Source organism: Streptomyces sp. NPDC020489 (assembly GCF_044386545.1).
In the GTDB taxonomy this organism is placed as follows: Bacteria; Actinomycetota; Actinomycetes; order Streptomycetales; family Streptomycetaceae; genus Streptomyces.
The window spans coordinates 160,906-185,619 of the sequence record NZ_JBIRUZ010000006.1 but is presented as its reverse complement, the minus strand read 5'-3'; the positions used below and the strand labels follow the sequence as shown (position 1 = coordinate 185,619).

General features: G+C 73.0%; 22 protein-coding genes. 15 read left to right on the top strand and 7 right to left on the bottom strand.

Translation table 11 applies throughout. The annotated features are described in order from the left end of the window. Positions 1-142: 142 nt before the first annotated feature. From ACH41F_RS17950 to ACH41F_RS17920, 7 genes are all read left to right on the top strand, one after another. Positions 143-748, top strand: a complete 606-nt coding sequence (locus tag ACH41F_RS17950; protein ID WP_391234399.1) for a TetR/AcrR family transcriptional regulator C-terminal ligand-binding domain-containing protein — start codon at positions 143-145, stop codon at positions 746-748. 127 nt (positions 749-875) lie between these two features. Next, positions 876-3,086 (top strand): MMPL family transporter, encoded by a 2,211-nt coding sequence (locus ACH41F_RS17945; protein WP_391234401.1) that lies wholly within the window; start codon positions 876-878, stop codon positions 3,084-3,086. A gap of 87 nt (positions 3,087-3,173) precedes the next feature. Then, complete coding sequence (locus ACH41F_RS17940; RefSeq protein WP_398836537.1) at positions 3,174-3,749, top strand: isochorismatase family protein; 576 nt, start codon at positions 3,174-3,176, stop codon at positions 3,747-3,749. 61 nt (positions 3,750-3,810) lie between these two features. Further along, complete coding sequence (locus tag ACH41F_RS17935; RefSeq protein WP_398836535.1) at positions 3,811-4,305, top strand: YbaK/EbsC family protein; 495 nt, start codon at positions 3,811-3,813, stop codon at positions 4,303-4,305. Next, on the top strand, positions 4,302-5,147 hold the full coding sequence (locus ACH41F_RS17930) for an EamA family transporter (RefSeq protein ID WP_391234406.1): 846 nt from the start codon (positions 4,302-4,304) through the stop codon (positions 5,145-5,147). The genes ACH41F_RS17935 and ACH41F_RS17930 overlap by 4 nt, the downstream gene beginning before the upstream one ends. Before the next feature lie 56 nt (positions 5,148-5,203). Then, positions 5,204-6,679 (top strand): TIR domain-containing protein, encoded by a 1,476-nt coding sequence (locus ACH41F_RS17925; RefSeq protein ID WP_398836533.1) that lies wholly within the window; start codon positions 5,204-5,206, stop codon positions 6,677-6,679. Between the two features lie 231 nt (positions 6,680-6,910). Further along, the gene (locus ACH41F_RS17920) at positions 6,911-7,186 is read left to right on the top strand and encodes a dsRBD fold-containing protein (protein ID WP_391231725.1); all 276 of its coding nucleotides are present in this window, start codon (positions 6,911-6,913) and stop codon (positions 7,184-7,186) included. A gap of 49 nt (positions 7,187-7,235) precedes the next feature. Here ACH41F_RS17920 and ACH41F_RS17915 read toward each other — a convergent pair whose 3' ends face one another. From ACH41F_RS17915 to ACH41F_RS17900, 4 genes are all read right to left on the bottom strand, one after another. Continuing rightward, complete coding sequence (locus ACH41F_RS17915; protein ID WP_391232338.1) at positions 7,236-8,390, bottom strand: serine hydrolase; 1,155 nt, start codon at positions 8,388-8,390, stop codon at positions 7,236-7,238. A 127-nt stretch (positions 8,391-8,517) separates the two neighbouring features. After that, on the bottom strand, positions 8,518-9,285 hold the full coding sequence (locus ACH41F_RS17910; protein WP_391231724.1) for an ATP-binding cassette domain-containing protein: 768 nt from the start codon (positions 9,283-9,285) through the stop codon (positions 8,518-8,520). Continuing rightward, positions 9,273-10,034, bottom strand: coding sequence for a cobalt ECF transporter T component CbiQ (cbiQ, locus tag ACH41F_RS17905; protein ID WP_391231723.1), 762 nt, complete (start codon positions 10,032-10,034; stop codon positions 9,273-9,275). The genes ACH41F_RS17910 and cbiQ overlap by 13 nt, the downstream gene beginning before the upstream one ends. Before the next feature lies 1 nt (position 10,035). Then, positions 10,036-11,094 (bottom strand): energy-coupling factor ABC transporter permease, encoded by a 1,059-nt coding sequence (locus ACH41F_RS17900; protein WP_391231721.1) that lies wholly within the window; start codon positions 11,092-11,094, stop codon positions 10,036-10,038. 168 nt (positions 11,095-11,262) lie between these two features. On the opposite strand from ACH41F_RS17900, the gene ACH41F_RS17895 reads away from it, so the two are divergent. Then, positions 11,263-11,607 carry an SsgA family sporulation/cell division regulator gene (locus tag ACH41F_RS17895; RefSeq protein ID WP_391231720.1) on the top strand — a complete coding sequence of 115 codons (345 nt, stop codon included), beginning with the start codon at positions 11,263-11,265 and terminating at the stop codon, positions 11,605-11,607. Here the strand turns inward: ACH41F_RS17895 and ACH41F_RS17890 are convergent. The 3 genes from ACH41F_RS17890 to ACH41F_RS17880 all read right to left on the bottom strand — a co-directional run bounded on the left by ACH41F_RS17890 (position 11,604) and on the right by ACH41F_RS17880 (position 16,857). Then, a complete protein-coding gene (locus tag ACH41F_RS17890; RefSeq protein ID WP_398836531.1) occupies positions 11,604-13,274 on the bottom strand; it encodes a penicillin-binding transpeptidase domain-containing protein in 1,671 nt (556 codons plus the stop codon). The genes ACH41F_RS17895 and ACH41F_RS17890 overlap by 4 nt on opposite strands. Positions 13,275-13,369: 95 nt before the next feature. Then, entirely contained in the window at positions 13,370-14,998 is a 1,629-nt protein-coding gene (locus tag ACH41F_RS17885) for a penicillin-binding transpeptidase domain-containing protein (protein WP_391231716.1), read from the bottom strand. 107 nt (positions 14,999-15,105) lie between these two features. Then, a complete protein-coding gene (locus ACH41F_RS17880; RefSeq protein WP_391231715.1) occupies positions 15,106-16,857 on the bottom strand; it encodes a phospholipid carrier-dependent glycosyltransferase in 1,752 nt (583 codons plus the stop codon). Between the two features lie 62 nt (positions 16,858-16,919). Between ACH41F_RS17880 and rsmI the strand changes: the two genes are divergently transcribed. The 7 genes from rsmI to ACH41F_RS17845 all read left to right on the top strand — a co-directional run bounded on the left by rsmI (position 16,920) and on the right by ACH41F_RS17845 (position 24,649). Further along, positions 16,920-17,768: a 16S rRNA (cytidine(1402)-2'-O)-methyltransferase gene (gene rsmI, locus ACH41F_RS17875; protein ID WP_391231714.1), complete on the top strand. Its 849-nt coding sequence runs from the start codon at positions 16,920-16,922 to the stop codon at positions 17,766-17,768. Between the two features lie 248 nt (positions 17,769-18,016). Further along, the gene (locus tag ACH41F_RS17870) at positions 18,017-18,427 is read left to right on the top strand and encodes a hypothetical protein (protein ID WP_398836530.1); all 411 of its coding nucleotides are present in this window, start codon (positions 18,017-18,019) and stop codon (positions 18,425-18,427) included. Positions 18,428-18,506: 79 nt separating this feature from the next. After that, complete coding sequence (locus ACH41F_RS17865) at positions 18,507-19,409, top strand: TatD family hydrolase (protein ID WP_398836529.1); 903 nt, start codon at positions 18,507-18,509, stop codon at positions 19,407-19,409. A gap of 75 nt (positions 19,410-19,484) precedes the next feature. Continuing rightward, the gene (locus tag ACH41F_RS17860) at positions 19,485-20,849 is read left to right on the top strand and encodes a ubiquitin-like domain-containing protein (protein WP_391231711.1); all 1,365 of its coding nucleotides are present in this window, start codon (positions 19,485-19,487) and stop codon (positions 20,847-20,849) included. A gap of 57 nt (positions 20,850-20,906) precedes the next feature. Further along, complete coding sequence (gene rsmA / locus ACH41F_RS17855) at positions 20,907-21,812, top strand: 16S rRNA (adenine(1518)-N(6)/adenine(1519)-N(6))-dimethyltransferase RsmA (protein ID WP_391231710.1); 906 nt, start codon at positions 20,907-20,909, stop codon at positions 21,810-21,812. Beyond that, positions 21,809-22,711 (top strand): 4-(cytidine 5'-diphospho)-2-C-methyl-D-erythritol kinase, encoded by a 903-nt coding sequence (locus tag ACH41F_RS17850; protein ID WP_398836526.1) that lies wholly within the window; start codon positions 21,809-21,811, stop codon positions 22,709-22,711. Before rsmA ends, ACH41F_RS17850 begins: the two co-directional genes overlap by 4 nt. A gap of 135 nt (positions 22,712-22,846) precedes the next feature. Beyond that, positions 22,847-24,649 carry an ABC-F family ATP-binding cassette domain-containing protein gene (locus ACH41F_RS17845; RefSeq protein WP_398836524.1) on the top strand — a complete coding sequence of 601 codons (1,803 nt, stop codon included), beginning with the start codon at positions 22,847-22,849 and terminating at the stop codon, positions 24,647-24,649. The last annotated feature ends 65 nt before the right edge of the window (positions 24,650-24,714 follow it).

The following is a 24,714-nucleotide window of genomic DNA, read 5'->3' as shown; positions in this document are numbered from 1 at the left end:
AACTTATGAAAAATCGCCGGACGGTCCTAGGGGGCGCCTGCGGCGTGAGCCAGGACACGTACGAAACGGTTTCGTTTCGAACGTGGATGCGCTACATTCGTCCTGTACGAAACCGTGTCGTTCGGACTGGGAGGCGGGACTCATGACCGAGGTCGCGACCACGCGTCGCAGTCGGATCACCCCGGAGCGCGAGGCCGAGCTGTACGACGCCGTGCTCGAACTGCTCCGCGAAGTCGGCTACGACGCCCTCACCATGGACGCCGTCGCCGCCCGGACCCGGTCCAGCAAGGCCACCCTCTACCGTCAGTGGGGCGGCAAGGCCGAGCTGGTCGCCAAGGCCGTACGGCACAGCAAGCCCGGCGGCATGGCGCTCCAGGAGATCGACACCGGCTCGCTCCGGGGCGACCTCCACGCCCTCACCACGAAGTCGGACGACTGCGACCTGGAACAGAACTCCGCGCTGATGCGGGGCCTGGCCATGGCGGTCCACGGCAACCCCGATCTGCTGGCGGCCTTCCGCGCCCACCTCATCGAACCCGAGGTGGCGGAGTTCCGCCGGGTGGTGCAGCGGGCGATCGACCGGGGCGAGGTGCGGGCCGACAATCCGGCGATCGACTTCATGCTCCACATGATGCTCGGCGGGTTCGCCGCCCGCACGATGATCGACGAGCTGCCGCCGACGCAGGCCTTCCTCCTTTCGTACATCGACGCCGTGGTCCTCCCCGCCCTCGGCGTGCCCGCCAGCTGACATCCCCTCCCCGTAGCCGGCACCTGACGTCACCGCTCAAGTCGTCGGGACGATCACCCATGTCCCCACCGGGTCGATCACCCCTTCCCTGCACGAACCCACACGACCTGACCGGGAGTACGCCCACGTGGCCACATTCCTCTACCGGCTCGGCCGGCTCTCCTTCCGACGACGGCACCTCGTCGCCCTGATATGGGTGGCCCTGCTGGTGCTCGCGGGCGCCGGCGCGGCCAGCGCGCCCGCCGCGGGCGCCTCGTCCTTCTCGATGCCCGGCACCGAGGCCCAGAAGGCCTTCGACCTGCTGGACCAGCGCTTCCCCGGCATCAGCGCCGACGGCGCGACCGGCCGCCTGGTCTTCAAGGCGCCCGAGGGCGAGAAGATGACCGACGCCGCCAACAGGGCGACCGTCGAGAAGACCGTCAGGGACCTCGCCGACGGCTCCGAGGTCGTCTCCGTCTCCGACCCCTTCACCACGAACGCCGTGAGCAAGGACGGCACGATCGCCTACACCTCGGTGCGCTACGAGGTCTCCGGCATGGAGCTCGAGGACACCACCCGTGACGCCCTGGAGAAGGCCGGTGACGACGCCCGCGACGCCGGGCTGACCGTCGAGGTCGGCGGTGACGCGCTCCAGGCCGGGGCCGAACCGGGAGCCGTCGGCGAGATCATCGGCCTCGCCATCGCCGCGGTCGTCCTGGTCATCACCCTGGGCTCGCTCGTCGCGGCCGGGCTGCCGCTGCTGACCGCGATCATCGGTGTCGGCATCGGCGTCTCCACCATCACCGCCCTCGCCAAGACGCTCGACCTCGGCGACACCACCTCCACCCTCGCCCTGATGATCGGCCTCGCGGTCGGCATCGACTACGCCCTGTTCATCGTCTCCCGCTTCCGCGGCGAACTGGCCGAGGGCCGTGACCGCGAGGACGCGGCCGGACGCGCCACCGGCACCGCGGGCTCGGCGGTGGTCTTCGCCGGTCTCACCGTCGTGATCGCCCTGGCCGGACTCGCCGTCGTCAACGTGCCGATGCTCACCAAGATGGGCCTCGCCGCGGCCGGCACGGTCGTCATCGCCGTCCTCATCGCGCTCACCATGATCCCGGCCATGCTCGGGTACGCGGGCCGGAGGATCCGCCCGGCGGGCGAGAAGCGCACGAAGGGCGCCGGGAAGAGCGAGGGCGCGGCCAGGCCCAACATGGGCACCCGCTGGGCCTCCTTCGTCATCCGCCGCCCGGCCGTCGTGCTGCTGCTCGGCGTGGTCGGCCTCGGCACCATCGCCCTGCCCGCCACCCAGCTGGAGCTGGGCCTGCCCGACGACGGCTCGCAGCCCACCTCCACCACCCAGCGGCGCGCCTACGACCTGCTCTCCGAGGGGTTCGGCCCCGGCTTCAACGGCTCCCTGATGGGCGTCGGCGACGCCAAGGACAGCGACGACCCGAAGGCCGCCGCCGCCGAGGTGATCGACCGGATCAAGGGCCTGGACGACGTCGTGACGGTGACACCCGCGGCCTTCAACAAGGCCGGGGACACCTTCACCATCACCGTGATCCCGGCCTCCAAGCCCTCCTCCACCCAGACCGAGGACCTGGTGCACGCCATCCGGGACATCGGCACGGACGTCAAGGCCGACACCGGCACCGACGTCCTGGTCACCGGCACCACCGCGATGAACATCGACTTCTCGCAGAAGCTCACCGACGCGCTCGTCCCGTACCTGGCGCTGGTGGTGGGGCTCGCCTTCCTGCTGCTGATCGTGGTCTTCCGCTCGATCCTGGTCCCGCTGAAGGCGGCCCTCGGCTTCCTGCTGTCGGTGCTCGCCGCGCTGGGCGCGGTCGTCGCGGTCTTCCAGTGGGGCTGGCTCGGCGGTCTGCTGGGCGTCGAGGAGACCGGCCCGATCATGTCGATGATGCCGATCTTCATGGTGGGCGTGGTCTTCGGTCTCGCGATGGACTACGAGGTGTTCCTCGTGACCCGGATGCGGGAGGCCTACGTGCACGGCGAGTCGCCGAGCCAGGCCGTGGTGACCGGGTTCCGGCACAGCGCCCGGGTCGTGGTCGCCGCCGCGGTCATCATGATGGCCGTCTTCGGAGGCTTCATCAGCTCCAGCGAGTCGATGATCAAGATGATCGGCTTCGGCCTCGCGATCGCCGTCTTCTTCGACGCGTTCGTCGTCCGCATGGCGATCGTCCCGGCCGTCCTCGCACTGCTGGGCAAGAAGGCCTGGTGGCTGCCGAAGTGGCTGGACCGCGCGCTGCCCAACGTGGACGTCGAGGGCGAGGGCCTGCGCGACCTGGGCGACGACGACACGAAGGACGAGGACCGGGAGCTGGTACGGGTCTGACCCGATCCTGAGCCGCCGAGGTCGGGCCCGAGCCGCCGCCCGGGTCCGACCCGGCCGTTGTCAGTGCCCGCGGCTAGCGTGTACGTCATGACCACACTGCCCGCACGACCCCGTACGGCACTGCTCGTCATCGACGTCCAGAGGGGCGTCGTCGCCGAGGCCCACCGGCGCGACGAGGTCGTCGCCAACATCGCGGCGCTCGTGGAGCGGGCCCGCGCCGACGAGACGCCGGTCGTCTGGGTCCAGCACTCCGACGAGGGCCTGCCCCGGGGCAGCGAGCCCTGGCAGTACGTCGAGGAGCTGTCCCGCCTCGGCTCCGAGCCCCTGGTCCACAAGAGCCACGGCGACTCCTTCGAGGGCACCGACCTGGAGCAGGTCCTGGCCGACGCCGGCGTCGGACACCTCGTCGTCACCGGCGCGGAGAGCGACGCCTGCGTCCGCTCCACGATCCACGGCGCCTTCACCCGGGGGTACGACGTGACGCTCGTCGCCGACGCCCACACCACCGGTGACAAGAGCGCGTGGGGCGCCCCGCCGCCGGACCAGGTCATCACCCACACCAACCTCTACTGGCGCTTCCAGACGGCACCGGGCCGCACGGCCGACGTGACGGAGACGACGACGGTGGCGTTCGAGGCGCCCGGCGAGGAGGACCGGGCCTGACCCGCGCCGGCGTCGGGAACTCGGTCGCCCGCCCTCCGCGCCGACCGCTAGCGTGCGGTGCATGACGACAGACTCCGCAGCGCATCCCCTGTTCGCCGAAGCTCTCGACGCCCTCGGCCTCGGGGAACTGCGCGCCGAGATCCGCCGCTTCCCGGACGCCACCCGCACCGCCGCCGAGGCGGCCGCGGCGATCGGCTGCGAGTTGAGCCAGATCTGCAAGTCGCTGATCTTCGCCGCGGACGGGGTGCCGGTGCTGGTCCTCATGGACGGGGCGTCCCGGGTGGACGTGGAGCGGGTGCGGCGCGAACTCGGCGCGCAGAAGGTGACCCGGGCCAAGGCGGACGTGGTGCGCGAGACGACGGGGTTCGCCATCGGCGGCGTACCGCCCTTCGGGCACCGGACCAGGACCCGGGTGCTGGCGGACCGCTCGCTGCTCGACCACGACCTGGTGTGGGCGGCCGCCGGCACCCCGCACACCGTGTTCCCCATGGAGCCCAAGACGCTGATCGCCCACGCGGGCGGCACCCTGGTGGACGTCCGCGAGCAGCCCGCGTGACCCCGCTGGTCACCGCCGCCGTCCTGCTCGCCGCGGTCACCCACGCCAGCTGGAACGCCCTCGCGCACAAGATCCCCGACAAGCTGGTCGGGTTCACGCTGATCGCGGGCGGCGGGATGCTGATCGGGCTGGCCCTGGCGCCGTTCGCGGACTTCCCGGCGGCGGGCGCCTGGCCGTATCTGCTCGCCTCGGCGGGCATCCACATCGCGTACTACGCGCTGCTGATGACGTCCTTCCGGCTCGGCGACTTCGGGCAGGCGTACCCGATCGCGCGCGGGACGGCGCCTCTCGTGGTCACCGTGCTCGCCGCGCTGTTCGCGCACGAGGTCCCGGACGGCTGGGCCGCGGCCGGCATCGCGGTGTCCTGCGCCGGACTGACCGGCGTGGCGCTGTGGGGACTGCGCGGCCGCCGGCCCGACTGGGCGGCGATCGGGGCGGCGCTGGCGACCGGGCTGACCATCGCGGCGTACACCGTCGTCGACGGGCTCGGCGTCCGCGCCTCCGGCACCTCCGTCGGGTACATCGCCTGGCTGATGGCCGTGCAGGGCGCGGTGCTCCCGGTGTACGCGGCCTGTCGCCGGCGGGGCCGGCTGGTGCCCGACCTGCGGCCGTTCGCGGTCCTGGGACTGGTGGGGGCCGTCCTCTCCGTCACCGCGTACGGGCTGGTGCTGTGGGCCCAGACCAGGGCGGAACTGGCACCCATCGCCGCGCTGCGCGAGTCGTCCATCATCGTCGGCGCGGCCATCGGCGCGGTGTTCTTCAAGGAACGCTTCGGGATGCCGAGGATCGCCGCCGCGGGGCTGCTGGTCGTCGGCATAGGGCTGATGCTGCACGCCGGGTAGCGCTCGTACGGGTGAACCGCGCGCCCGGCCCGCGGTTCGTCTGGTAGCAACGGCCCATGGGCGGCGTCTTCCTCACCTACCGCACGGGCGACCACGACGAGACCGTGGAGCGCCTCCACGCGGACCTCGACCGGCACTTCGGCGGCGGCCAGGTGTTCCTGGACCGGCCGTCCCTCCTGCCGGGTCAGCGCTTCCGCGACACGCCGCGGGCGCGGATGCCCGACTGCGATGTGCTGCTCGCGGTGCTCCCCCCGGGCTGGGCCGACGTACGGGACGGATCCGGGGCGCGCGGGGTCGACGACGAGGACGACCGGGTCCGCAGCGGGATCGAGCAGGCCCTGGCGAGCGGCACGGTCGTCGTCCCCGTCCTCCTGGACGGTGTCACGGCCCCCCGGCCCACCGACCTGCCGCCCTCGATCCGCGCCCTCGCCGGCCACGACGCCCGGCCGCTGCGCCGCGCCCGTTGGAGCGCGGACCTCGCGGACCTGATCGCCGTCCTCGAAGGCGAGGCGCGCCCGCGGTGGCGGCCCGTCCCGGCGCCGCAGGAGCGCGGGCGGCGGCCCGGACGGTGGCTGGGCGTCCTCACCGCCGCGCTCGCCTGCGCGACCCTGGTCGGCGTGCCCGCCCTCCCGCAGGACGACGACTGGGCCGGCACCGACGTCCTGCCGTACACCCTGACCGCCGCCCTGCTGTCCACCACGCTGCTGTGCGTGCCCTTCCTCGCGGTCGCCGCGGTCTTCGCGGTCCGGCTCGTACGGCGGTCCGGCGACGACCTGGAGCGCGAGCTGCACGCCGTCCGGCACCGCCGCACGTCCATCCGCCACACCTGGCCGCTCGGCCTCGGGATCGTCCTGCTCGGCGCCTGCGGGGCGCTGCGCGGCGACCAGGGCACGGCGGTCGTCCTCCCGCTCCTGCTGGTCCTGGGGATCGCCGTCGCCCACGCCACCGTCACCCACCTGCGCCTCAGGCGCCGCGACGACGACCTGTGGGCTCGCTGGCCCCACCGTCTGCCCGACCGCGTCTCCCGGACCGAACTGCGCCGCGCCGCCGCCCGCCTCCACGTCCGCCTGGACCGGATGACACCCCCGCTCTCGCGCGAGCAGCGGGAGAAGGCAGCCTGGGAGCTCGACGACATCGCCGGCGCCGTACGGCGGGTGGAGCGCGAGGCCGCCCGGTCGCGCCGCGGGTGGCTGAGCGGCGACCACCCCTGGCTGTTCGCCGGGTACGTCCTGTGGCTGGCCCTGACGGCCGCGCTGCTCGTGGCCTCGGCGCTCGCCTACATCGCCACCGGCGAGGGGACGGTCCGCCGGTACGTGGTGCTCGGGGTCGTGGCGCTGGTCGGCGGGGCCCTGGCGCTGGGCACCCTGGAGACCGCGTACCGCTGCCGGCGGCGGCAGCGCCGTGAGCTGGCACGCCAGGTCACCGGGTTCCGGGACGGGCTGCTGCGGCGGGTGGCCGAGCTGAGCCCGCCCCCGCGCCCCGAGCCGACCGCCCCGGCCCTCGGGCCCGAGGAGTACGCCGGGCCCGACTAAGGGCCTGTTGTGAAAGTGGCCTCTGCCGCGCGACGCCCGGCACGCACTCTCGCCGCACCGCCCGAAAGCCCGAGTACGCCCAGTACGAGGGCTTCCGGGCGGCACGCCGAGAGCACGCACCGAACGCCGCGCGGCCGCCCTCCGGGCGACGAGGCCACTTCCACAACACGCCCTAGTCGCGGCCACCGTGCCAGGAGCACTCTGGAAGCAGGTCTTGTGGAGGTGATCGTGATGATGCACACCGCTGTGGGATGGCACGTCGAGCTGGAGTTCCAGGAGGACACCGACCACACCCGGGCGGTCGCCATGGTGCGCCTGCCCGACGGCTCGGAGGTACGGGCCCACGGACGGGCCAGCCGCCACCGCACCGACCCCCACCAGCCGAGGGTCGGCGAGGAGATCGCCGGTGCCCGCGCCCTCAACGAGCTCGCGATGCGGTTGCTGACCAAGGCGCACGACGAGATCGACGCGGCCTCGGGGCGGACCTCGCACCCGATCCACGTCTAGGACCGCGCGGGGGTGCCGGCGCCCGCGCCTCGGGGCCGTGCGGGCGGGACTACAGCGCCGCCCGGACCGCCCGCACCAGTGCCTGGGCCCGCGGGTCCGCCGTCACCGTCTTGCGCAGGCCGTTGGTCACATAGCCGAACGCGATGCCCGACTCCGGGTCGGCGAAGCCGAGGGCGCCGCCGCGGCCCGGGTGACCGAAGGAGCCGGGGCCGAGGAACGGCGAGGCGCTGCCGTGCAGCATGTAGCCGAGGCCGAACCGGGTGTTGACCACCAGCACCCGGTCGGGCCCGGCGGACTCCTCCGCGCGGGCGGCCTCGATGGTGGCCGGCGTGAACAGCCGTACGCCGTCGACCTCGCCGATGAGCGCCGCGTAGACCCGGGCCAGCCCGTCCGCCGTCGCGATGCCGTTGGTCGCGGGCAGCGCGCTCGCGCGGTACGCCGGGTCGTTCTGGTCGGGGAAGGGGGTGATCGCCGCGAAGGCGCGGTTGGTGAGGGAGCCGGGGTCGGTGTAGGCCTCGGTGACCGCGCGCTTGGGGCGGGCACGCAGGGCGTTCGCGGGCTCGGGACCCTCCACGCGGCCGACCCGCCCGGCCCGGTGCGCCTCGGCCTCCGGCAGCCCCAGCCACAGCTGCGCGCCCAGCGGCCCGGCGATCTCCGCCGCGATCCACTCGCCGGTGCCGCGCCCCGTCACGCGGCGCACGACCTCGTCGAGCAGCCAGCCGTACGTCAGCGCGTGATACCCGTGGTCGGTGCCGGGTGCCCAGACGGGCGCCTGGGCGGCGACGGCCTCGGGGCCCCGCAGCGGATCCAGAGCCTGTTCGGGCGTGAGCGGACGGTCGAGCACCGGCAGCCCGGCCCGGTGGTTCAGCACGTGCCGGACCAGCACCCGCTCCTTGCCGTGCGCCTTGAACTGAGGCCAGTACGCGGCCACCGGCGCGTCCAGGTCCAGCAGCCCGCGCTGGGCGAGCAGCAGGGGGACGGCGGCGGCGACGCCCTTGGTCGCCGAGCGCACGATCTGCGCGGTGTCGCGCCGCCAGGGTTCGGTGCCGTCGACGTCCTTGGTCCCGGCCCACAGGTCGACGACCCGGCGCCCGTCCCGGTACACGGCGACGGCCGCGCCCCGGTCCCCGAGCGCCTCGAAGTTCCGCACGAAGGCGTCCCTGACCGGCTCGAAGCCCTCGGCGACTGTGCCGTTCACGTCCACGCCGTCCACGCCCGTACTCCACTTCGTGCCGCTCGATGCCTGTCACACCCAAGCAGAACCGTCACGTCGATGTTCCCGCGGGGCGCCCCTGCCAGCGGGCCGGGCGGGCGGCGGCACGCGCCCGCGGTCAGGGCCGCCCGGAGGCGCCGGGCACCGAGCGCGGGTCGAAGCCGTAGGGCAGCTCCAGGCGGTGGGCGCGCATCAGGTCGTCGTCGGAGAGCAGCTCGGAGGTCTTGCCGTCGGCGGCGATGACGCCCTCGCTGAGGATGAGGGAGCGCGAGCACAGCTCCAGGGCGTACGGCAGGTCGTGGGTGACCATCAGGACCGTGACGTCCAGGGAGCGCAGGATGTCGGCGAGTTCGCGGCGGGAGGCGGGGTCGAGGTTGGAGGACGGCTCGTCCAGCACCAGGATCTCCGGCTCCATCGCGAGCACGGTCGCGACCGCCACCCGGCGCCGCTGACCGAAGGAGAGGTGGTGCGGCGGCCGGTCCTTGAACTCGCCCATGCCGACGAGCGCCAGCGCGTGGTCCACCCGCGCCTCCAGCTCCGCGCCCCGCACGCCCGCGGCGGCCGGCCCGAACGCCACGTCCTCCCGGACCGTCGGCATGAACAGCTGGTCGTCCGGGTCCTGGAAGACGATCCCGACCCGGCGCCGGATCTGCGCCATGTGCTGCTTGCCGACGGGCAGCCCGGCGACCGTCACCGTGCCGGTGCCGCCGCCCAGGATGCCGTTGAGGTGGAGCACGAGGGTCGTCTTGCCGGCGCCGTTCGGGCCGAGCAGCGCGACGCGTTCACCGCGCGCGATCGAGAAGTCCACGCCGAACAGGGCCTGGTGGCCGTCGGGGTAGGCGTAGGCGAGGCCGGAGACCTCCAGAGATGCGGTCACAGCGTCCATCCCAGCAGACATACGACAAGGGCGGCGAGGGGGAGCGAGGACGCGTACGTCCACTGCGCGCGGGACGCGGTCACCTCGTCGATGACCGGCATCGACCCGGTGTACCCCCGGCTCACCATGGCCAGGTGCACCCGCTCGCCCCGTTCGTAGGAGCGGATGAAGAGGGCGCCCGCCGACTTCGCGAGCACCCCCCAGTGCTTCACGCCCCGCGCCTCGAACCCGCGCGACTCCCGGGCGATCCGCATGCGCCGCATCTCGTCGGTGATGACGTCGCCGTAACGGATCATGAAGGACGCGATCTGCACGAGGAGCGGCGGGAGCTTCAACCGTTGCAGTCCCAGCAGGAGTTCGCGCAGCTCGGTGGTGGAGGCGAGCAGGACGGAGGCGGCGACGCCCAGGGTGCCCTTGGCGAGCACGTTCCAGGCGCCCCACAGCCCGCCGACGCTCAGCGAGACGCCGAGCACCTCCACCCGCTCGCCCTCCGCGACGAAGGGCAGCAGCACCGCGAACGCCACGAACGGCACCTCGATCAGCAGCCGCTTCAGCACGAAGCCGGCCGGCACGCGCGCGACCTGTGCGACGACGCCCAGGAGCACCGCGTACAGCCCGAAGGCCCACATCGCCTCGCGCGGCGTGGAGACCACGACCACCACGAAGGCGAGGACGGCGGCGAGCTTGGTGTGCGGCGGCAGACCGTGCACGGGCGAGTGCCCGTGCCGGTAGAGCTTGTGCGTGTGCCCGGCCCCCACGTCAGACGCTCGTGCTGACCGGGGTGGCCGGCTCGGCGCCGCGGCGCCTGCGCACCGCCCAGAAGACGCCGGTGCCCGCGACGACCGTCACGCCGACGCCGATCACGCCCGCCAGCCCCCCGGACAGGCGGGCGTTGTCGACGTCCTTCACGCCGTAGTCGGCGAGCGGCGAGTCGGCCGCCGCGTGGTCCTCGACCTTGGCGTCGATGCCCTTGTCGGCGGCGACCTTCTCCAGGCCGTCGGGGCTGGCGGAGGCGTAGAAGCTGACGACGCCGGCGAGGACGAGGGAGGTGGCGAGGCCGGACAGCCACAGCGTGCGCCGGGAGGTGCGTGCCGCGACGGGCGCCGTGCGCGCCCCCTCGGCGGCCGGTACGTCCACCAGCTCGCCGTTGACCCGCAGCTTGAGCTTCTGCTGGAGCCCGCGTGCCCCGTGCACCAGGTCCGGGCGCACCGCGATGACGGCGCCGACGGTCAGCGCGGTGATCACCGCCTCGCCGATGCCGATCAGGACGTGCACGCCGACCATGGCGGTGGCGACCTTGCCGATGGCGACGTCGGTGGTGCCGCCGATCCCGTAGATGAGGGTGAAGGCGAGGGCCGCGGCCGGCACGGAGAGCACGGCGGCGGCGAAGGAGGCGACGGTGACGGAGCGGCGGGTGCGTGGCAGCACCGTGACCAGGAAGCGGAAGACGGCGTAGGCCACGACCGTCGTGACACAGCCCATGACGGTGATGTTCACGCCGAGCGCGGTCAGCCCGCCGTCCGCGAAGAGGATGCCCTGCATGAGCAGGACGACGGAGACGCAGAGGACCCCGGTGTACGGGCCGACGAGGATCGCCGCCAGCGCACCGCCCAGGAGGTGGCCGCTGGTCCCCGCGGCGACGGGGAAGTTGAGCATCTGGACGGCGAAGATGAACGCCGCCACCAGGCCGGCCAGGGGCGCGGTGCGCTCGTCGAGTTCGCGGCGGGCGCCGCGCAGGGACACCGCGACGGCGGCGGCGGCGACCGCTCCGGCGGCGGCGGACGTGGGGGCGTCGATGAATCCGTCAGGCACATGCACCCGTAGATGATGTGGCTTAATGCGAACGTTTTGCAAGAGAGCCGGTCAGTGAACTGCAAGGTGCAGGCTCTGCGGCCCCGGCGGCGGAATCCCGGAAATGTGCGACGCTGGAGAGGCAGTGGACGCACAGATTCCACACAGGTTACGCAGCGTGAGAGGGTCGTCACGATGTCTGTAGTCGAACAGTACGCGCGCGCCCACGTCGTCTCGGACGCCGACATCGCGCACGACGAGGCGATCCCCGTGCTCCTGCGCTACGACCCGGAGGCCGACCCCCGCTCGGTACGGGTCGACCTGCCCGGCACCCACGCGTGGACGTTCTCCCGCGCCCTGCTCGAACAGGGCCTGCGGGCCCCCGCCGGCAGCGGCGAGGTCCGCGTCTGGCCCTGCGGCCGGGTCCAGGCCGTCGTCGAGTTCCACTCCGCCCAGGGTGTCTCGGTGGTCCAGTTCGAGACGAAGGCGCTGCTGAGGTTTCTGCGGCGCACCTACATGGCGACGCCGGTGGGCGGCTAACCGCCCAGCTTCAGCAGCGCCGCCACGATCGGGCCCGCCGTGTCGCCGCCGTGTCCGCCCGACTGGACGACACCGGCCGCGGCCAGGTCGCCGCGGTAGGCCGTGAACCAGCCGTTGGGCTTCTTCTGGCCGTCGACCTCCGCCGAACCGGTCTTCGCGCCGACCTTTCCGTAGACCCCCTGCATCGCCTCGGCCGCCGTGCCGTAGGCCGCGGTGTACGCCATCAGCTCGCGCAGCTGGCCGAGCGTGCCCGCGGACATCGTGCGGGTGGCCTTCGCCAGCGTCCGCCCGTCGACCTCCGCCGAGACCAGGTACGGCTGCCGGAACACGCCCGAGGCGACGGTCGCCGACACCGACGCCATGTTCAGCGGGTTCATCCGCACCCCGCCCTGGCCGATCAGCGAGGCCGCCATCTGGGCCTTCGACTGCACCGGGACCGAGCCGTCGAAGGTGGGCACGCCGACCGCCCAGTTGTTCATGGACAGCCCGAAGACCTGCTGGGCCTGCTCGGTCAGCGAGGCGTTCTCCAGCTCGGGCGCCTGGCTGATGAAGGCGGTGTTGCAGGAGCGGGCGAAACTGGCCTTGAAGGTGCCGCCCTTGATCTGGAACTTGTCGTCGTTCTGGAACTTCCAGCCGCCGTAGCTGAAGTACTTCGGGCACGGATGCGGCTTGTCCGCCGACGCCAGGCCCTTCTCGATCAGCAGCGAGGAGGTGACGACCTTCATCGTCGACCCCGGCGCCAGCGAGCCCTGGAAGGCGACGTTGAAGCCGTGGGAGGCGTTCGCGGCGGCCAGGATCTCCCCGGTCGAGGGCCGCAGCACCACCACCGACGAGCGCGCCTTCTTCGCGACCTGCGCCTCGGCCGCCGCCTGAAGGGCCGGGCTGAGGGTGGTCCTCACGGTGCCCGGCGTGCCCTTGCTGAGCGTCAGCAGCGTCTTGTCGGACAGCTTGTCCGCCCTGGCCTCCTTGCCGCGCACCACCCGCAGTTCGACGCCCGCCCGGCCGCCGGCCTTCTTGCCGTACTTCTCCCGCAGCCCGTCCAGGACCGAGCCCAGCGAGGGGTACTTCTTCGTGGTGATCTCGCCGCCGTCCCGGTCGAGCGCCTTGATCGGCGGGGTCCCGGACTCCCCGGTGACGAGCGTGTCGCCGTCCTCCAGGTCGGGGTGGACCACGGCGGAGTGCCACGCGACCTGCGGCTTCCCGGTCGCCTTGTCGCGTACGACGGTCAGGGAGCTGTCGTACGCCAGCGGCTTGCCGGCGCCCTTGTACGCCACCGTCGCCTTGACGGAGAAGGGGACCGTGGCGCCGGTGCGGGCACCAGGAGTCAGGGTGACGTCCCTCAGGCGGGCATCCTTGGTGTAGCCGGTGAGCAGGGCGGTGGCCGCCTCGGGGTCGTTCGTGACGGCGGCGGCCTGGGCGACCCGGCCCGACTGCCAGGCGGTGAGGAAGGTCCGCGAGGCGGTGTTCACCTCGGTCGCGGACAGCGGGCCCGTCCTGACCTCCGGCTTCTGGTCGGCGACGGAGGACGCCCGGTCCTCGGCCGCCCCGCCGCCGTACAGCGCGTACCCGGCGACGCCCGCGCCGCCGACGACCACGGCGATCACCCCGCCGATCACGGCGGGACGACTCGTCCTCCGTCGCTCGGCGACGCGCCTTCTCTTGCCCACTGTCCTCGGTCCTCCGCGATCCCAGGGCGCCGTCGCCCTCGTTCCTCAGCTCAACGACGGCGACCATCCTGGAGTCCCGTCCTGTGCGGGTGAGTTCAGCCACCCGCCGCCAGTACGGCCTTCACGATCGGTCCGGCCGCGTCGACGCCGTGGCCGCCGTCCTCGCTCATGGCCGCCACCGCCACATCATCGCGGAAAGCGGTGAACCAGCTGTTGGAGGTCTTCACCCCGTCCACCTCGGCGGACCCGGTCTTCGCCCCGATCTCCCCACCGAGACCCCGCATGACCGGCGCCGCGGTGCCCTGCGTGGCCGTCAGCCGCATCATCTGCCGCAGCTGCTCGGCCGTGCCCGGCCGCAGACCCTCGGCGGTGGCCAGCTCGCGGCCGTCGAGCTCGGGCGAGACCAGGTACGGCTGGCGGAAGGTGCCGGTGATCGCGGTCGCCGTCACCGACGCCATGTTCAGCGGGTTCATGGTGACCTTGCCCTGGCCGATGGCGTTGGCGGCGCGGTCCGGACCGCTCTCGGCGGGGACGCTGCCGTCGACCGAGGCGATCCCGGTCTTCCAGTCGTCCCGGCCAAGCCCGAACTTGTCCCGTGCCTCCGCGGTCAGCGACTCGTCGGTGAGCGGCTTCTCGTCGATCAGCTTGACGAAGGCCGTGTTGCAGGACCGCATGAAGCTGCCCGCGAGCGTGGCGTTCAGGTCCGGCTTCATGGTCTTCAGGTTCCTGAAGGTCTGCCCCTGCCACATCGCGTCGTCCGGGCAGGGCGCCGGGCCGTTCATCGAGGTCACGCCGTTGTCGATGAGCATCGCCGCGGTGACGATCTTCATCGTGGAGCCGGGGGGTGCCGCGCCCTCGAAGGCCGCGTTCCAGCCGTCCTTGCGGTGGTTGGCGACCGCCAGCACCTCGCCGGTGGTCGGCTTGACCGCCACCACCGAGGACTCGGCGTACCGCGTCACCGCCTTCTCCGCCGCCGCCTGCGCGCTAGCGCTGAGCGTGGTCCGGAGCTTGCCCGCGGTGCCCTTGGCGAGTGTCAGCAGCGGGGTGTCGGGGCTGCCGTCACCGTCGTGCCGGACGACCAGTTCGGCCCCGGGAGTGCCGCCCGCCCGCTTGCCGTACTTCTCCCGCAGGGCGTCCAGGATCGGGCCCAGCGAGGGGTACGCGTCCTTGGTCAGCACCGTGCCGGAGCGGTCCACGGCCTCGATGGGCGGGGCCGACGACGGTCCGGTGACGAGGTGGTCCTGGTCCGTCCGCAGCGCGGGATGGACCACGGCGGGCTTCCAGTCGACCAGCGGTTCGCCGGTGGTCAGGCCGCGCACGACGGTCAGGGTGCTCTGGTACTCCAGGGGCTTGGACGTCCCCTTGTAGACCACCTTCGCCCGCACGGTGAACGGCACGGTGGTCTTCCGCGCGGCCCCCGGGGTGATCCGCACGCCCGTGATGTGCGCCTCGTCGGCGTACTCCGTCAGCAGCGCCCGGGCCGCGGCGTTGTTGTTCGTGTGCTGGCCGGCGGCGGCCGCCGACCCCTTCTCCCATGCCGCGAAGAACTCCCCCGAGGCCTTTTCCACCTCGTCCGCGCCCGGCGGCCCCGACTTCGCCTCGGACGTGCCGGACCCGTCGTCACCGTTCAGTGCGGACACGATGTTGAACGCGCCGTACCCGGCCCCACCCACCATCACGGCGAACACACCGCCGATGACGGCGGCCTTGACCCCCTTGCCCATGGAACCGTGCCCCTCCCCGTTATCAGTCCTCCGAACTGTAGGTGGCGTGCGGGAGTCCTGTGAGAGCTGTGTCCTTTTGTTGGCCGAAGAGAGATCAGTCCCCGGGGCTACACCCAGGTATCCAGCCACATCCGTGAACGCCAGTCCTCGATCGGGATGGCGGTCCCGGTGTACAGCGGCCAGAAGTAGATGAAGTTCCAGGCGATCAGCAGCACCAGCACGCCCGCCCCGGTCGCCCCCGCCACCCGGCGGGTGTCGCTCGACCCCGGGGGGCCGATGAGCGCGCCGAGCATCATCGCGACGGCCAGGCACAGGAAGGGCAGGAAGACGACGGCGTAGAAGAAGAAGATCGTGCGCTCCTGGTACATGAACCAGGGGAGGTAGCCGGCCGCGATGCCGCAGGCGATGGCGCCCGCGCGCCAGTCGCGGCGGAAGAACCAGCGCCACAGGACGTACAGGATCGCGAAGGCGGCCGCCCACCACAGCAGCGGGGTGCCGATGGCGAGGACCTCGCGGGCGCACTTCTCGGCGGCGTCGGTGGGGCAGCCGTCGTTGCCGGGGGCGGGCGACTCGTAGAAGAACGAGACCGGGCGGCCGTCGACGATCCAGCTCCACGGGTTGGACTGGTAGGTGTGCGGGGAGTGCAGGCCGACATGGAACTCGTAGACCTGGTGCTCGTAGTGCCACAGGCTGCGCAGCCAGTCGGGGAACAGCCACGACCAGTCGCTGTCGCGGCCGTCGGTCGCGGCCCAGTTGCGGTAGTAGCCGCCCGAGCCGTCGCCGGGGGAGAGGATCCAGCCCAGCCAGGACAGCAGGTACGTGGCGATCGCCACCGGGACCGTCGCCACGAAGGCCAGGCCCAGGTCGCGCCTGAGGACCGCCTCGTAGGGGTGGCGGGCACCGGCGACCTTGCGGGAGCCGACGTCCCACAGGACCGCCATCACACAGAACGCGGCCAGGATGTACAGGCCGTTCCACTTGGTGCCGATGGCCAGGCCCAGCATCAGACCGGCCGTCCAGCGCCAGGGGCGCCACCCGAGGCGGGTCGTCTCCGCGGTGTGCGCGTCCGGGCGGACCCGGCCGTCGGCGTCGGTGGGCAGCGCGGCCGCGAGTTTCTCCCGGGCCCGGTCCCGGTCGACGACCAGGGCGCCGAACGCGGCCAGCACGAAGAACATCAGCACCCCGTCGAGCAGTGAGGTGCGGGCCATCACGAAGGCCAGCCCGTCCACCGCCATCAGCGCGCCGGCCAGACAGCCGAGGAACGTCGAACGGAAGATCCGGCGGCCGATCCGGCACAGCATCAGGACCGACAGCGTGCCCAGCAGCGCCGTCATGAACCGCCAGCCGAACGGGTCGAACCCGAACATCAGCTCGCCCAGCCCGATGACGTACTTGCCGACCGGCGGATGCACCACGTACGAGGCGTCCGTGGGCACCGACACCTTGCCGCCGATGTCCAGGATCAGGTCGTTGGCGTTCTTGTCCCAGTTGACCTCGAAGCCGCGGTGGACGAGCGCCCACGCGTCCTTGGCGTAGTACGTCTCGTCGAATATCACCGCCTTCGGGCTGCCCAGGTTCCAGAACCGGATCACGCCCGCGAACAGCGTGACGAGCAGCGGGCCGCCCCACCCCGACCAGCGCGTGACGCGGTCGACCAGCGCCTTCGGCAGTCCGAGCGCCGCCCACATCCGCGGGTTGGGGCGCGCGTACGGGGGCACGAGCCGGTCGCGCACGTCGCTTCTGGGCCCGGCCGTGTAGCCGAAACGGCGCAGCCGCTGCTGCCACGACGGCCGCTGGTCGTGCGGGGCCTGGGCCCGCCGGGTGTCCGTGGAGTCCATGGACGACGCTGTACTGGTCACCGCGCCATCGTAGGGAAGACGCCTGTGGGAGTCCCGCGGATGGGTCCTGCGAGGATGGAAAAGTGACAGGAACCCTTGTATTGGCAGGCACCCCCATCGGCGACATCGCGGACGCCCCGCCGCGGCTCGCCGAGGAACTGGCCGGTGCGGACGTGGTCGCCGCCGAGGACACGCGGCGGCTGCGGCGGCTGACCCAGGCGCTCGGCGTGACGCCCAAGGGGCGGGTCGTGTCGTACTTCGAGGGCAACGAGGCCGCCCGCACACCCGAGCTGGTGGAGGAACTCGTCGCCGGCGCGCGCGTGCTGCTCGTCACCGACGCCGGCATGCCGTCGGTGTCGGACCCCGGCTACCGGCTGGTGGCGGCGGCCGTGGAGCAGGACATCCGGGTCACCGCCGTCCCCGGGCCCTCCGCCGTGCTCACCGCGCTCGCGCTGTCCGGGCTGCCCGTCGACCGGTTCTGCTTCGAGGGCTTCCTGCCGCGCAAGGCCGGGGAACGGCTGACCCGGCTGCGGGAGGTCGCCGGGGAACGGCGGACCCTCGTCTACTTCGAGGCCCCGCACCGGCTCGACGACACCCTCGCCGCGATGGCCGAGGTGTTCGGCGCGGAGCGGCGGGCCGCCGTCTGCCGCGAGCTGACCAAGACGTACGAGGAGGTCAAGCGCGGCCCGCTCGGGGAGCTGGCGGTGTGGGCCGCCGAGGGCGTGCGCGGGGAGATCACCGTCGTGGTGGAGGGCGCTCCGGAGAAGGCACCCGGGGAGCTCGACCCGGCGGAGCTGGTGCGCAGGGTGCGGGTGCGTGAGGAGGCGGGCGAGCGGCGCAAGGAGGCCATCGCGGCGGTCGCGGCGGAGGCCGGGCTGCCGAAACGGGAGGTCTTCGACGCGGTCGTGGCGGCGAAGAACGCCGGTGCGTGAAGAGTCTGTGCAAGAGGGGGCACACCCGCTCTGAGCAGGGCGCATGTCGTTTGAGCGGGCGCCCCACGGACAGGCAAAGGGCAGGCTCGGAAGGCAAAGCGCAGACCCCGCCGCGAGGGCCGTTGCGGCAAGGAACGTCCAAGACGGGGCCAACACTCGACAGGCCTGATGCGTTCGCGGCGGCGGAGGCGTCCACTGGGTGACAGGGACGCATCCGTCCCGGTGTCCAGCGGACCAGAGGAGCTGGCATGAGCGAGATCGCAGGGCAGACCGCCGCACTGCGCAGCGGCGCCACCGCCGTCGTCCACGAGTCGTATTCCTTCGCCTGCATGCGGTGCGGGCACGGCTGGGAACAGTCGTACGAGATAGAGCACCACACCGGCGCCGACGGCCACGACTTCGTCATCTACGTCGCGGACGGCCAGGTCGTGCCCTCACCGCTGAGCCGGCCCGGTTGCCACAACTGCGACGGACATGTCGTACGGATCATGCGGGCCGGGCAGGTCTCGTCGGTGCTCGACGTGGCGCACCGGCAGCAGCGCCGCGCCCCGCAGGCCGGGCCCGTCGAGGCGCCGGCGGTGCCCGCACCGGCCGGGGAGCGCCACCACTGGCACCTGTCCGACCTGCTGCACCCGTTCCACCACCGCAAGGCCGGCTGAGCCCCGCCGCACGGCGGACCGGCCCCTGGACCCCGCCTCCCCTCGGGGAGAGGGCATGCCCCTTTCGTAGGATCGGGGCATGCCCTCCTCACGCTCCAGCGCCCGGGACAAGAACGCGGCACCGCCGCTCCCGGAGCCCCTCCGGGTGCCCGTCGCCGACTCCCACACCCACCTCGACATGCAGTCCGGCACGGTGGAGGAGGCCCTCGCCAAGGCCGCGTCGGTGGGCGTGACCACGGTGGTGCAGGTCGGCTGCGACATCCGGGGCTCGCAGTGGGCCGCCGAGACGGCGGGACGCCACGACGCCGTCCACGCGACCGTCGCCCTGCACCCCAACGAGGCGCCGCGCATCGTCCACGGCGACCCCGACGGCTGGTCCCGGCAGGGCGCGCGGCAGCCGGGGGGCGCGCAGGCGCTCGACGAGGCGCTCGCCGAGATCGACCGTCTGGCCGCGCTCCCGCAGGTCAAGGGCGTCGGCGAGACCGGCCTCGACTACTTCCGCACCGGCCCCGAGGGCAAGGAGGCGCAGGAGCGCTCCTTCCGCGCCCACATCGAGATCGCCAAGCGGCACGGCAAGGCTCTCGTCATCCACGACCGCGACGCCCACGACGACGTCCTGCGGGTGCTGAAGGAGGAGGGCGCCCCCGAGCGGACGGTGTTCCACTGCTACTCCGGGGACGCGGAGATGGCCGAGGTGTGCGCCCGCGAGGGCTACTTCATGTCCTTCGCCGGCAACGTCACCTTCAAGAACGCCCAGAACCTGCGGGACGCGCTCGCCGTGGCCCCCCTGGAGCTGGTCCTGGTGGAGACCGACGCGCCCTTCCTGACCCCGGCGCCGTACCGCGGACGGCCCAACGCGCCCTACCTCGTCCCGGTCACGGTCCGCGCGATGGCCGCCGTGCGGGGCATCGACGAGGACGCTCTGGCCACGGCACTCGGCGCCAACACGGCACGCGCGTTCGGCTACGGAACACCACTCTGAGTAGCCGCGCCACTTTGGAGAGTGACGGCCTCTCCGCTAGGTTCTGGGTCTCTCCGGACCCTGGAGCGTGTCGGCGTGAGCAACTCCCAGTACCAGGCGTACGAGACGTACGGCCCGATCGATCCGTACGGCGCGGGCTACGACCCGCACACCGCGGAGACGGTGGCGTACGGCGTCCAGGTCGCGCCGACGCCGCCGATGCCGGTGTCCTACGAGGACACCTACCGGCCCGCCTACGAGGCGCCGGCGACCCTGCCCCTGCCCGTGGAGGTGCGCGCGCCGGTCCCGCGTGACGGAGCGGACCGGCGGGCCGCGCGCCGGCGGAAGGCGCGGGGTGCCGAGCGAGCGGACGGCACCATGCGCCGGCTGCTGCCGCAGGCGCTGGTCGTCGCCTTCCTCGCCGGCGGCACCACCGCCTTCGTCGCCGAGGACAAGGCGATCGAGCTGACCGTCGACGGCAAGCCGCGCACCCTGCACACCTTCGCCGACGACGTCAGCGAACTGCTCGCCGCCGAGGGCGTCGACGTGGGGGCGCACGACGTGGTCGCGCCGGCCCCCGGCACCGCGCTCGCCAGCGGCGACGAGATCGCGGTGCACTACGGGCGCCCCGTACGGCTCACGCTCGACGGGCAGCGGCGCGAGGTCTGGACGACGGCGCGCACGGTGGAGGAAGCGCTCAAACAGCTGGGGGTGCGCGTGGAGGGCGCGTATCTGTCCGCCCTGCGCTCCCGGCCCATCGGACGCGAGGGGCTCACGCTGGACGTGCGCACCGAACGCGCGGTCACCGTCATGGCGGACGGCCGCTCCCGCACCGTGCGCACGAACGCCGCGACCGTGCGGGAGGTCGTCGAGGAGGCCGGCATCACGCTGCGCGGCCAGGACACCACCTCCGTCCCGCCGGACAGCTTCCCCCGCGACGGCCAGACGGTCACCGTGCTGCGGATCACCGGGTCGAAGGAGGTCCGCGAGGAGGCCATTCCGTTCCGGGTGGAGCGGACCGAGGACCCCACGCTGTTCCAGGGCACCGAGGTCGTCGAACAGGCCGGCCGGGCGGGCCTGCGCCGGGTCACCTACGCCCTGCGCACCGTCAACGGCGTCCGGCAGAAGCCGCGCCGGGTCAGGACCGAGGTGGTCCGGGAGCCGCGCGCCCAGGTGGTGAAGGTGGGGACCAGGCCGATGCCGACCTCCGTGCGCGGCGCGGACGGCCTGGACTGGCAGGGACTCGCGGCGTGCGAGTCGGGGGGCCGGCCGAACGCGGTGGACCCCTCGGGGACGTACGGCGGGCTGTACCAGTTCGACACCCGGACCTGGCAGGCGCTCGGCGGGAGCGGCCGGCCGCAGGACGCGCCGGCGGCGGAGCAGACGTTCCGGGCGAAGAAGCTGTACGTGCAGCGCGGGGCGAGCCCCTGGCCACACTGCGGGCGCCGACTGCACGGGTGAGCGGGGCGCGGGGCCGCGCGGTCCGCCGCCGGCTCCGCTCCCCGTACCCTTGTGGCCGTGAGCAGCAGCCCCACCCCCGACGCCCTCCTCGGCCCCGCCGACGTCCGTGAACTCGCGGAAGTCCTCGGTGTGCGGCCGACCAAGCAGCGCGGGCAGAACTTCGTGATCGACGCCAACACGGTCCGGCGGATCGTCCGGACCGCGGATGTCCGCCCCGACGACGTCGTCGTCGAGGTCGGTCCGGGGCTCGGCTCCCTCACCCTCGCGCTGCTGGAGGCCGCCGACCGGGTCGTCGCCGTCGAGATCGACGACGTGCTCGCCGCCGCGCTGCCCGCGACGATCACGGCGCGGATGCCCGGCCGCGCGGACCGGTTCGCGCTGGTGCACTCCGACGCGATGCACGTCGGCGAGCTGCCGGGCCCGCCGCCCACCGCGCTGGTGGCGAACCTGCCGTACAACGTCGCCGTGCCCGTGCTGCTGCACATGCTGGAGACCTTCCCGACCATCGAGCGCACCCTGGTCATGGTCCAGGCGGAGGTCGCCGACCGGCTCGCCGCCGGACCCGGCTCCCGGGTGTACGGCGTGCCGTCGGTGAAGGCCAACTGGTACGCCGAGGTCAAGCGGGCCGGTGCCATCGGCCGCACGGTCTTCTGGCCCGCGCCGAACGTCGACAGCGGGCTGGTGTCGCTCGTCAGGCGCTCCGAGCCGATCAGGACCACCGCGTCCAGGCGTGAGGTCTTCGCCGTCGTCGACGCCGCGTTCGCCCAGCGGCGCAAGACGCTGCGGGCCGCCCTCGCCGGATGGGCCGGGTCCGCGGCCGCCGCCGAGGCCGCGCTCGTCGCCGCGGGCGTCTCACCGCAGGCGCGCGGGGAGTCCCTCACCGTCGAGGAGTTCGCCCGCATCGCCGAGCACCGCGTCACCGAGACCCCCGCCCCGGACACCGAGGAGCACAGCCGCCCGTGAGCGTCACCGTCCGCGTCCCCGCCAAGGTCAACGTCCAGCTCGCGGTCGGTGCCGCCCGCCCCGACGGCTTCCACGACCTGGCCAACGTCTTCCTCGCGGTCGGCCTCCACGACGAGGTGACGGCCACCCCCGCCGACGAACTGCGCGTCACGTGCGAGGGCCCGGACGCGGCGCAGGTGCCGCTCGACCGTACGAACCTCGCGGCGCGGGCCGCCGAGGCGCTGGCCGCGCGGTACGGCCGCAGCCCCGCCGTGCACCTGCACATCGCCAAGGACATCCCCGTCGCCGGCGGCATGGCGGGCGGCAGCGCCGACGGGGCCGGGGCGCTGCTCGCCTGCGACACCCTGTGGGGCACCCACGCCTCCCGCGCGGAACTGCTCGACATCTGCGCCGAGTTGGGCAGCGACGTGCCGTTCAGCCTGGTGGGCGGGGCCGCGCTCGGGACCGGGCGGGGGGAGCGGCTGCGGCCGCTGGAGGTCGGCGGCACCTTCCACTGGGTCTTCGCGATGGCCGCGCGCGGGCTGTCCACCCCGGCCGTCTTCCGGGAGTTCGACCGGCTGACCGAGGGGCTCGTCGTCCCCGCACCGGTCGCCTCGCAGACCCTGCTCGACGCGCTGGCCAAGGGCGACCCCGACGCGCTCGCCGCCACCGTCTCCAACGACCTCCAGCCCGCCGCCCTCTCGCTCTTCCCCGAGCTCACCGACACCCTCGCCGCGGGCAGCGCCGGCGGCGCGCTCGCCGGGCTGGTCTCGGGGTCGGGTCCGACGACGGCGTTCCTGGTGCGTGATCCGCGGTCCGCGGCGAAGGTGGCCGAGGCGCTGCGGGCCTCCGGCACCTGCCGCACGGTCCGCGTCGCGTCGGCGCCCGCGCCGGGGGCCACCGTGGTGGCCGGGACCTGACGACCCCGCCCTGCCCGGCCGTCCCCTGAGCGGCGGGCGACCGGCGCCGCCTCCGGCCCCGGCCGACGGGTGGGAAGGGCTGTCGGCGCGCGCGACTACCCTGGAGGGTCGAGCATCCCCCTTGTCAGGAGAGAAATGGCCGTCAACCTGGTCAATGTCGAGAACGTCAGCAAGGTGTACGGCACCCGTGCCCTGCTCGACGGCGTCTCGCTCGGCGTCTCCGAGGGCGATCGCATCGGTGTCGTCGGCCGCAACGGCGACGGCAAGACCACCCTGATCCGGATGCTCGCCAAGCAGGAGGAGCCCGACAGCGGCCGCGTCACCCACTCCGGCGGGCTGCGCAGCGGCGTCCTCACCCAGCACGACTCCCTGGACTCCACCGCGACCGTGCGGCACGAGGTCATCCGGGACCTGGCCGACCACGAGTGGGCCGGCAACGCCAAGATCCGCGACGTGCTGACCGGCCTGTTCGGCGGCCTGGACCTGCCGGGCTTCCCGCAGGGCCTGGACACCGTCATCGGCCCGCTCTCCGGCGGTGAGCGCCGCCGGATCGCGCTCGCCAAGCTGCTCATCGAGGAACAGGACCTGCTCGTCCTCGACGAGCCCACCAACCACCTCGACGTCGAGGGCATCTCCTGGCTCGCCCAGCACCTGCGCGAGCGCCGCTCCGCGCTCGTCTGCGTCACCCACGACCGCTGGTTCCTGGACCAGGTGTGCACGCGCATGTGGGACGTGCAGAAGGGCGACGTCTACGAGTACGAGGGCGGCTACTCCGACTACGTCTTCGCCCGCGCCGAGCGCGAGCGGATCGCCGCCACCGAGGAGACCAAGCGGCAGAACCTGGTCCGCAAGGAGCTGGCCTGGCTGCGGCGCGGCGCCCCCGCCCGGACGTCCAAGCCGCGCTTCCGGGTCGAGGCCGCCAACGAGCTGATCAAGGACGTCCCGCCGCCGCGCGACAGCAGCGAGCTGATGAAGTTCGCCTCCTCGCGGCTCGGCAGGACGGTGTTCGACCTGGAGGACGTCACCGTCCAGGCCGGCCCCAAGGTGCTGCTCAAGCACGTCACCTGGCAGCTCGGACCCGGCGACCGCGTCGGCCTCGTCGGGGTCAACGGCGCCGGCAAGACCTCGCTGCTGCGGGCCATGGCCGAGGCCTGGCGGACCGACGGCGAGACGCAGCCCGTGGGCGGGAAGGTCGCCGTCGGCAAGACGGTCAAGCTCGCCTACCTCTCCCAGGAGGTCGCCGAACTCGACCCGAACCTGCGGGTGCTGGAGGCCGTGCAGCGGGTGCGCGAGCGCGTCGACCTCGGCAAGGGCCGCGAGATGACCGCCGGTCAGCTGTGCGAGACGTTCGGCTTCAACAAGGAGAAGCAGTGGACGCCGGTCGGGGACCTCTCCGGCGGTGAGCGGCGCCGGCTCCAGCTGCTGCGCCTGCTGATGGACGAGCCCAACGTCCTCTTCCTCGACGAGCCCACCAACGACCTCGACATCGAGACCCTCACCCAGCTGGAGGACCTCCTCGACGGCTGGCCCGGCTCGATGATCGTCATCTCCCACGACCGCTTCTTCGTCGAGCGCACCACCGACCGGGTCTTCGCCCTCCTCGGCGACGCCGCCCTGCGGATGCTGCCGCGCGGTATCGACGAGTACATCGAGCGCCGCCACGCGATGGAGGCGGCGGCGGCAGCCTCGGCGCCCGTCGTGCAGAAGGCCGTGCCGGCGGTGAGCTCCGCCGACCAGCGCGCCGCCAAGAAGGAGTTGCAGAAGATCGAGCGGCAGCTCGACAAGGTCTCCGAGAAGGAGGCCAGGCTGCACGCCCAGATCGCCGAGAACGCCACGGACTTCGCGAAGGTGGCCGAACTGGACGCCACCCTCCGGGACTTGGCCGGTGAGCGCGAGGAACTGGAGCTGCGCTGGCTGGAACTCGCCGAGGACGCGTGAAGGGCGCGTGAAGGCGCATAACGGAGGCGTCACGGGCCGGTCCGCCCTTGGGTACAGGCGCTGAT

Bases quoted from the DNA above. Each gene is read 5' to 3' on its own strand.
- ACH41F_RS17950 (WP_391234399.1), top strand. From the start codon at position 143: ATGACCGAGGTCGCGACCACGCGTCGCAGTCGGATCACCCCGGAGCGC.
- ACH41F_RS17940 (WP_398836537.1), top strand. From the start codon at position 3,174: ATGACCACACTGCCCGCACGACCCCGTACGGCACTGCTCGTCATCGAC.
- ACH41F_RS17935 (WP_398836535.1), top strand. From the start codon at position 3,811: ATGACGACAGACTCCGCAGCGCATCCCCTGTTCGCCGAAGCTCTCGAC.
- ACH41F_RS17925 (WP_398836533.1), top strand. From the start codon at position 5,204: ATGGGCGGCGTCTTCCTCACCTACCGCACGGGCGACCACGACGAGACC.
- ACH41F_RS17920 (WP_391231725.1), top strand. From the start codon at position 6,911: ATGATGCACACCGCTGTGGGATGGCACGTCGAGCTGGAGTTCCAGGAG.
- ACH41F_RS17910 (WP_391231724.1), bottom strand. From the start codon at position 9,285: ATGGACGCTGTGACCGCATCTCTGGAGGTCTCCGGCCTCGCCTACGCC.
- ACH41F_RS17895 (WP_391231720.1), top strand. From the start codon at position 11,263: ATGTCTGTAGTCGAACAGTACGCGCGCGCCCACGTCGTCTCGGACGCC.
- ACH41F_RS17885 (WP_391231716.1), bottom strand. From the start codon at position 14,998: ATGGGCAAGGGGGTCAAGGCCGCCGTCATCGGCGGTGTGTTCGCCGTG.
- ACH41F_RS17870 (WP_398836530.1), top strand. From the start codon at position 18,017: ATGAGCGAGATCGCAGGGCAGACCGCCGCACTGCGCAGCGGCGCCACC.
- ACH41F_RS17865 (WP_398836529.1), top strand. From the start codon at position 18,507: ATGCCCTCCTCACGCTCCAGCGCCCGGGACAAGAACGCGGCACCGCCG.
- ACH41F_RS17845 (WP_398836524.1), top strand. From the start codon at position 22,847: ATGGCCGTCAACCTGGTCAATGTCGAGAACGTCAGCAAGGTGTACGGC.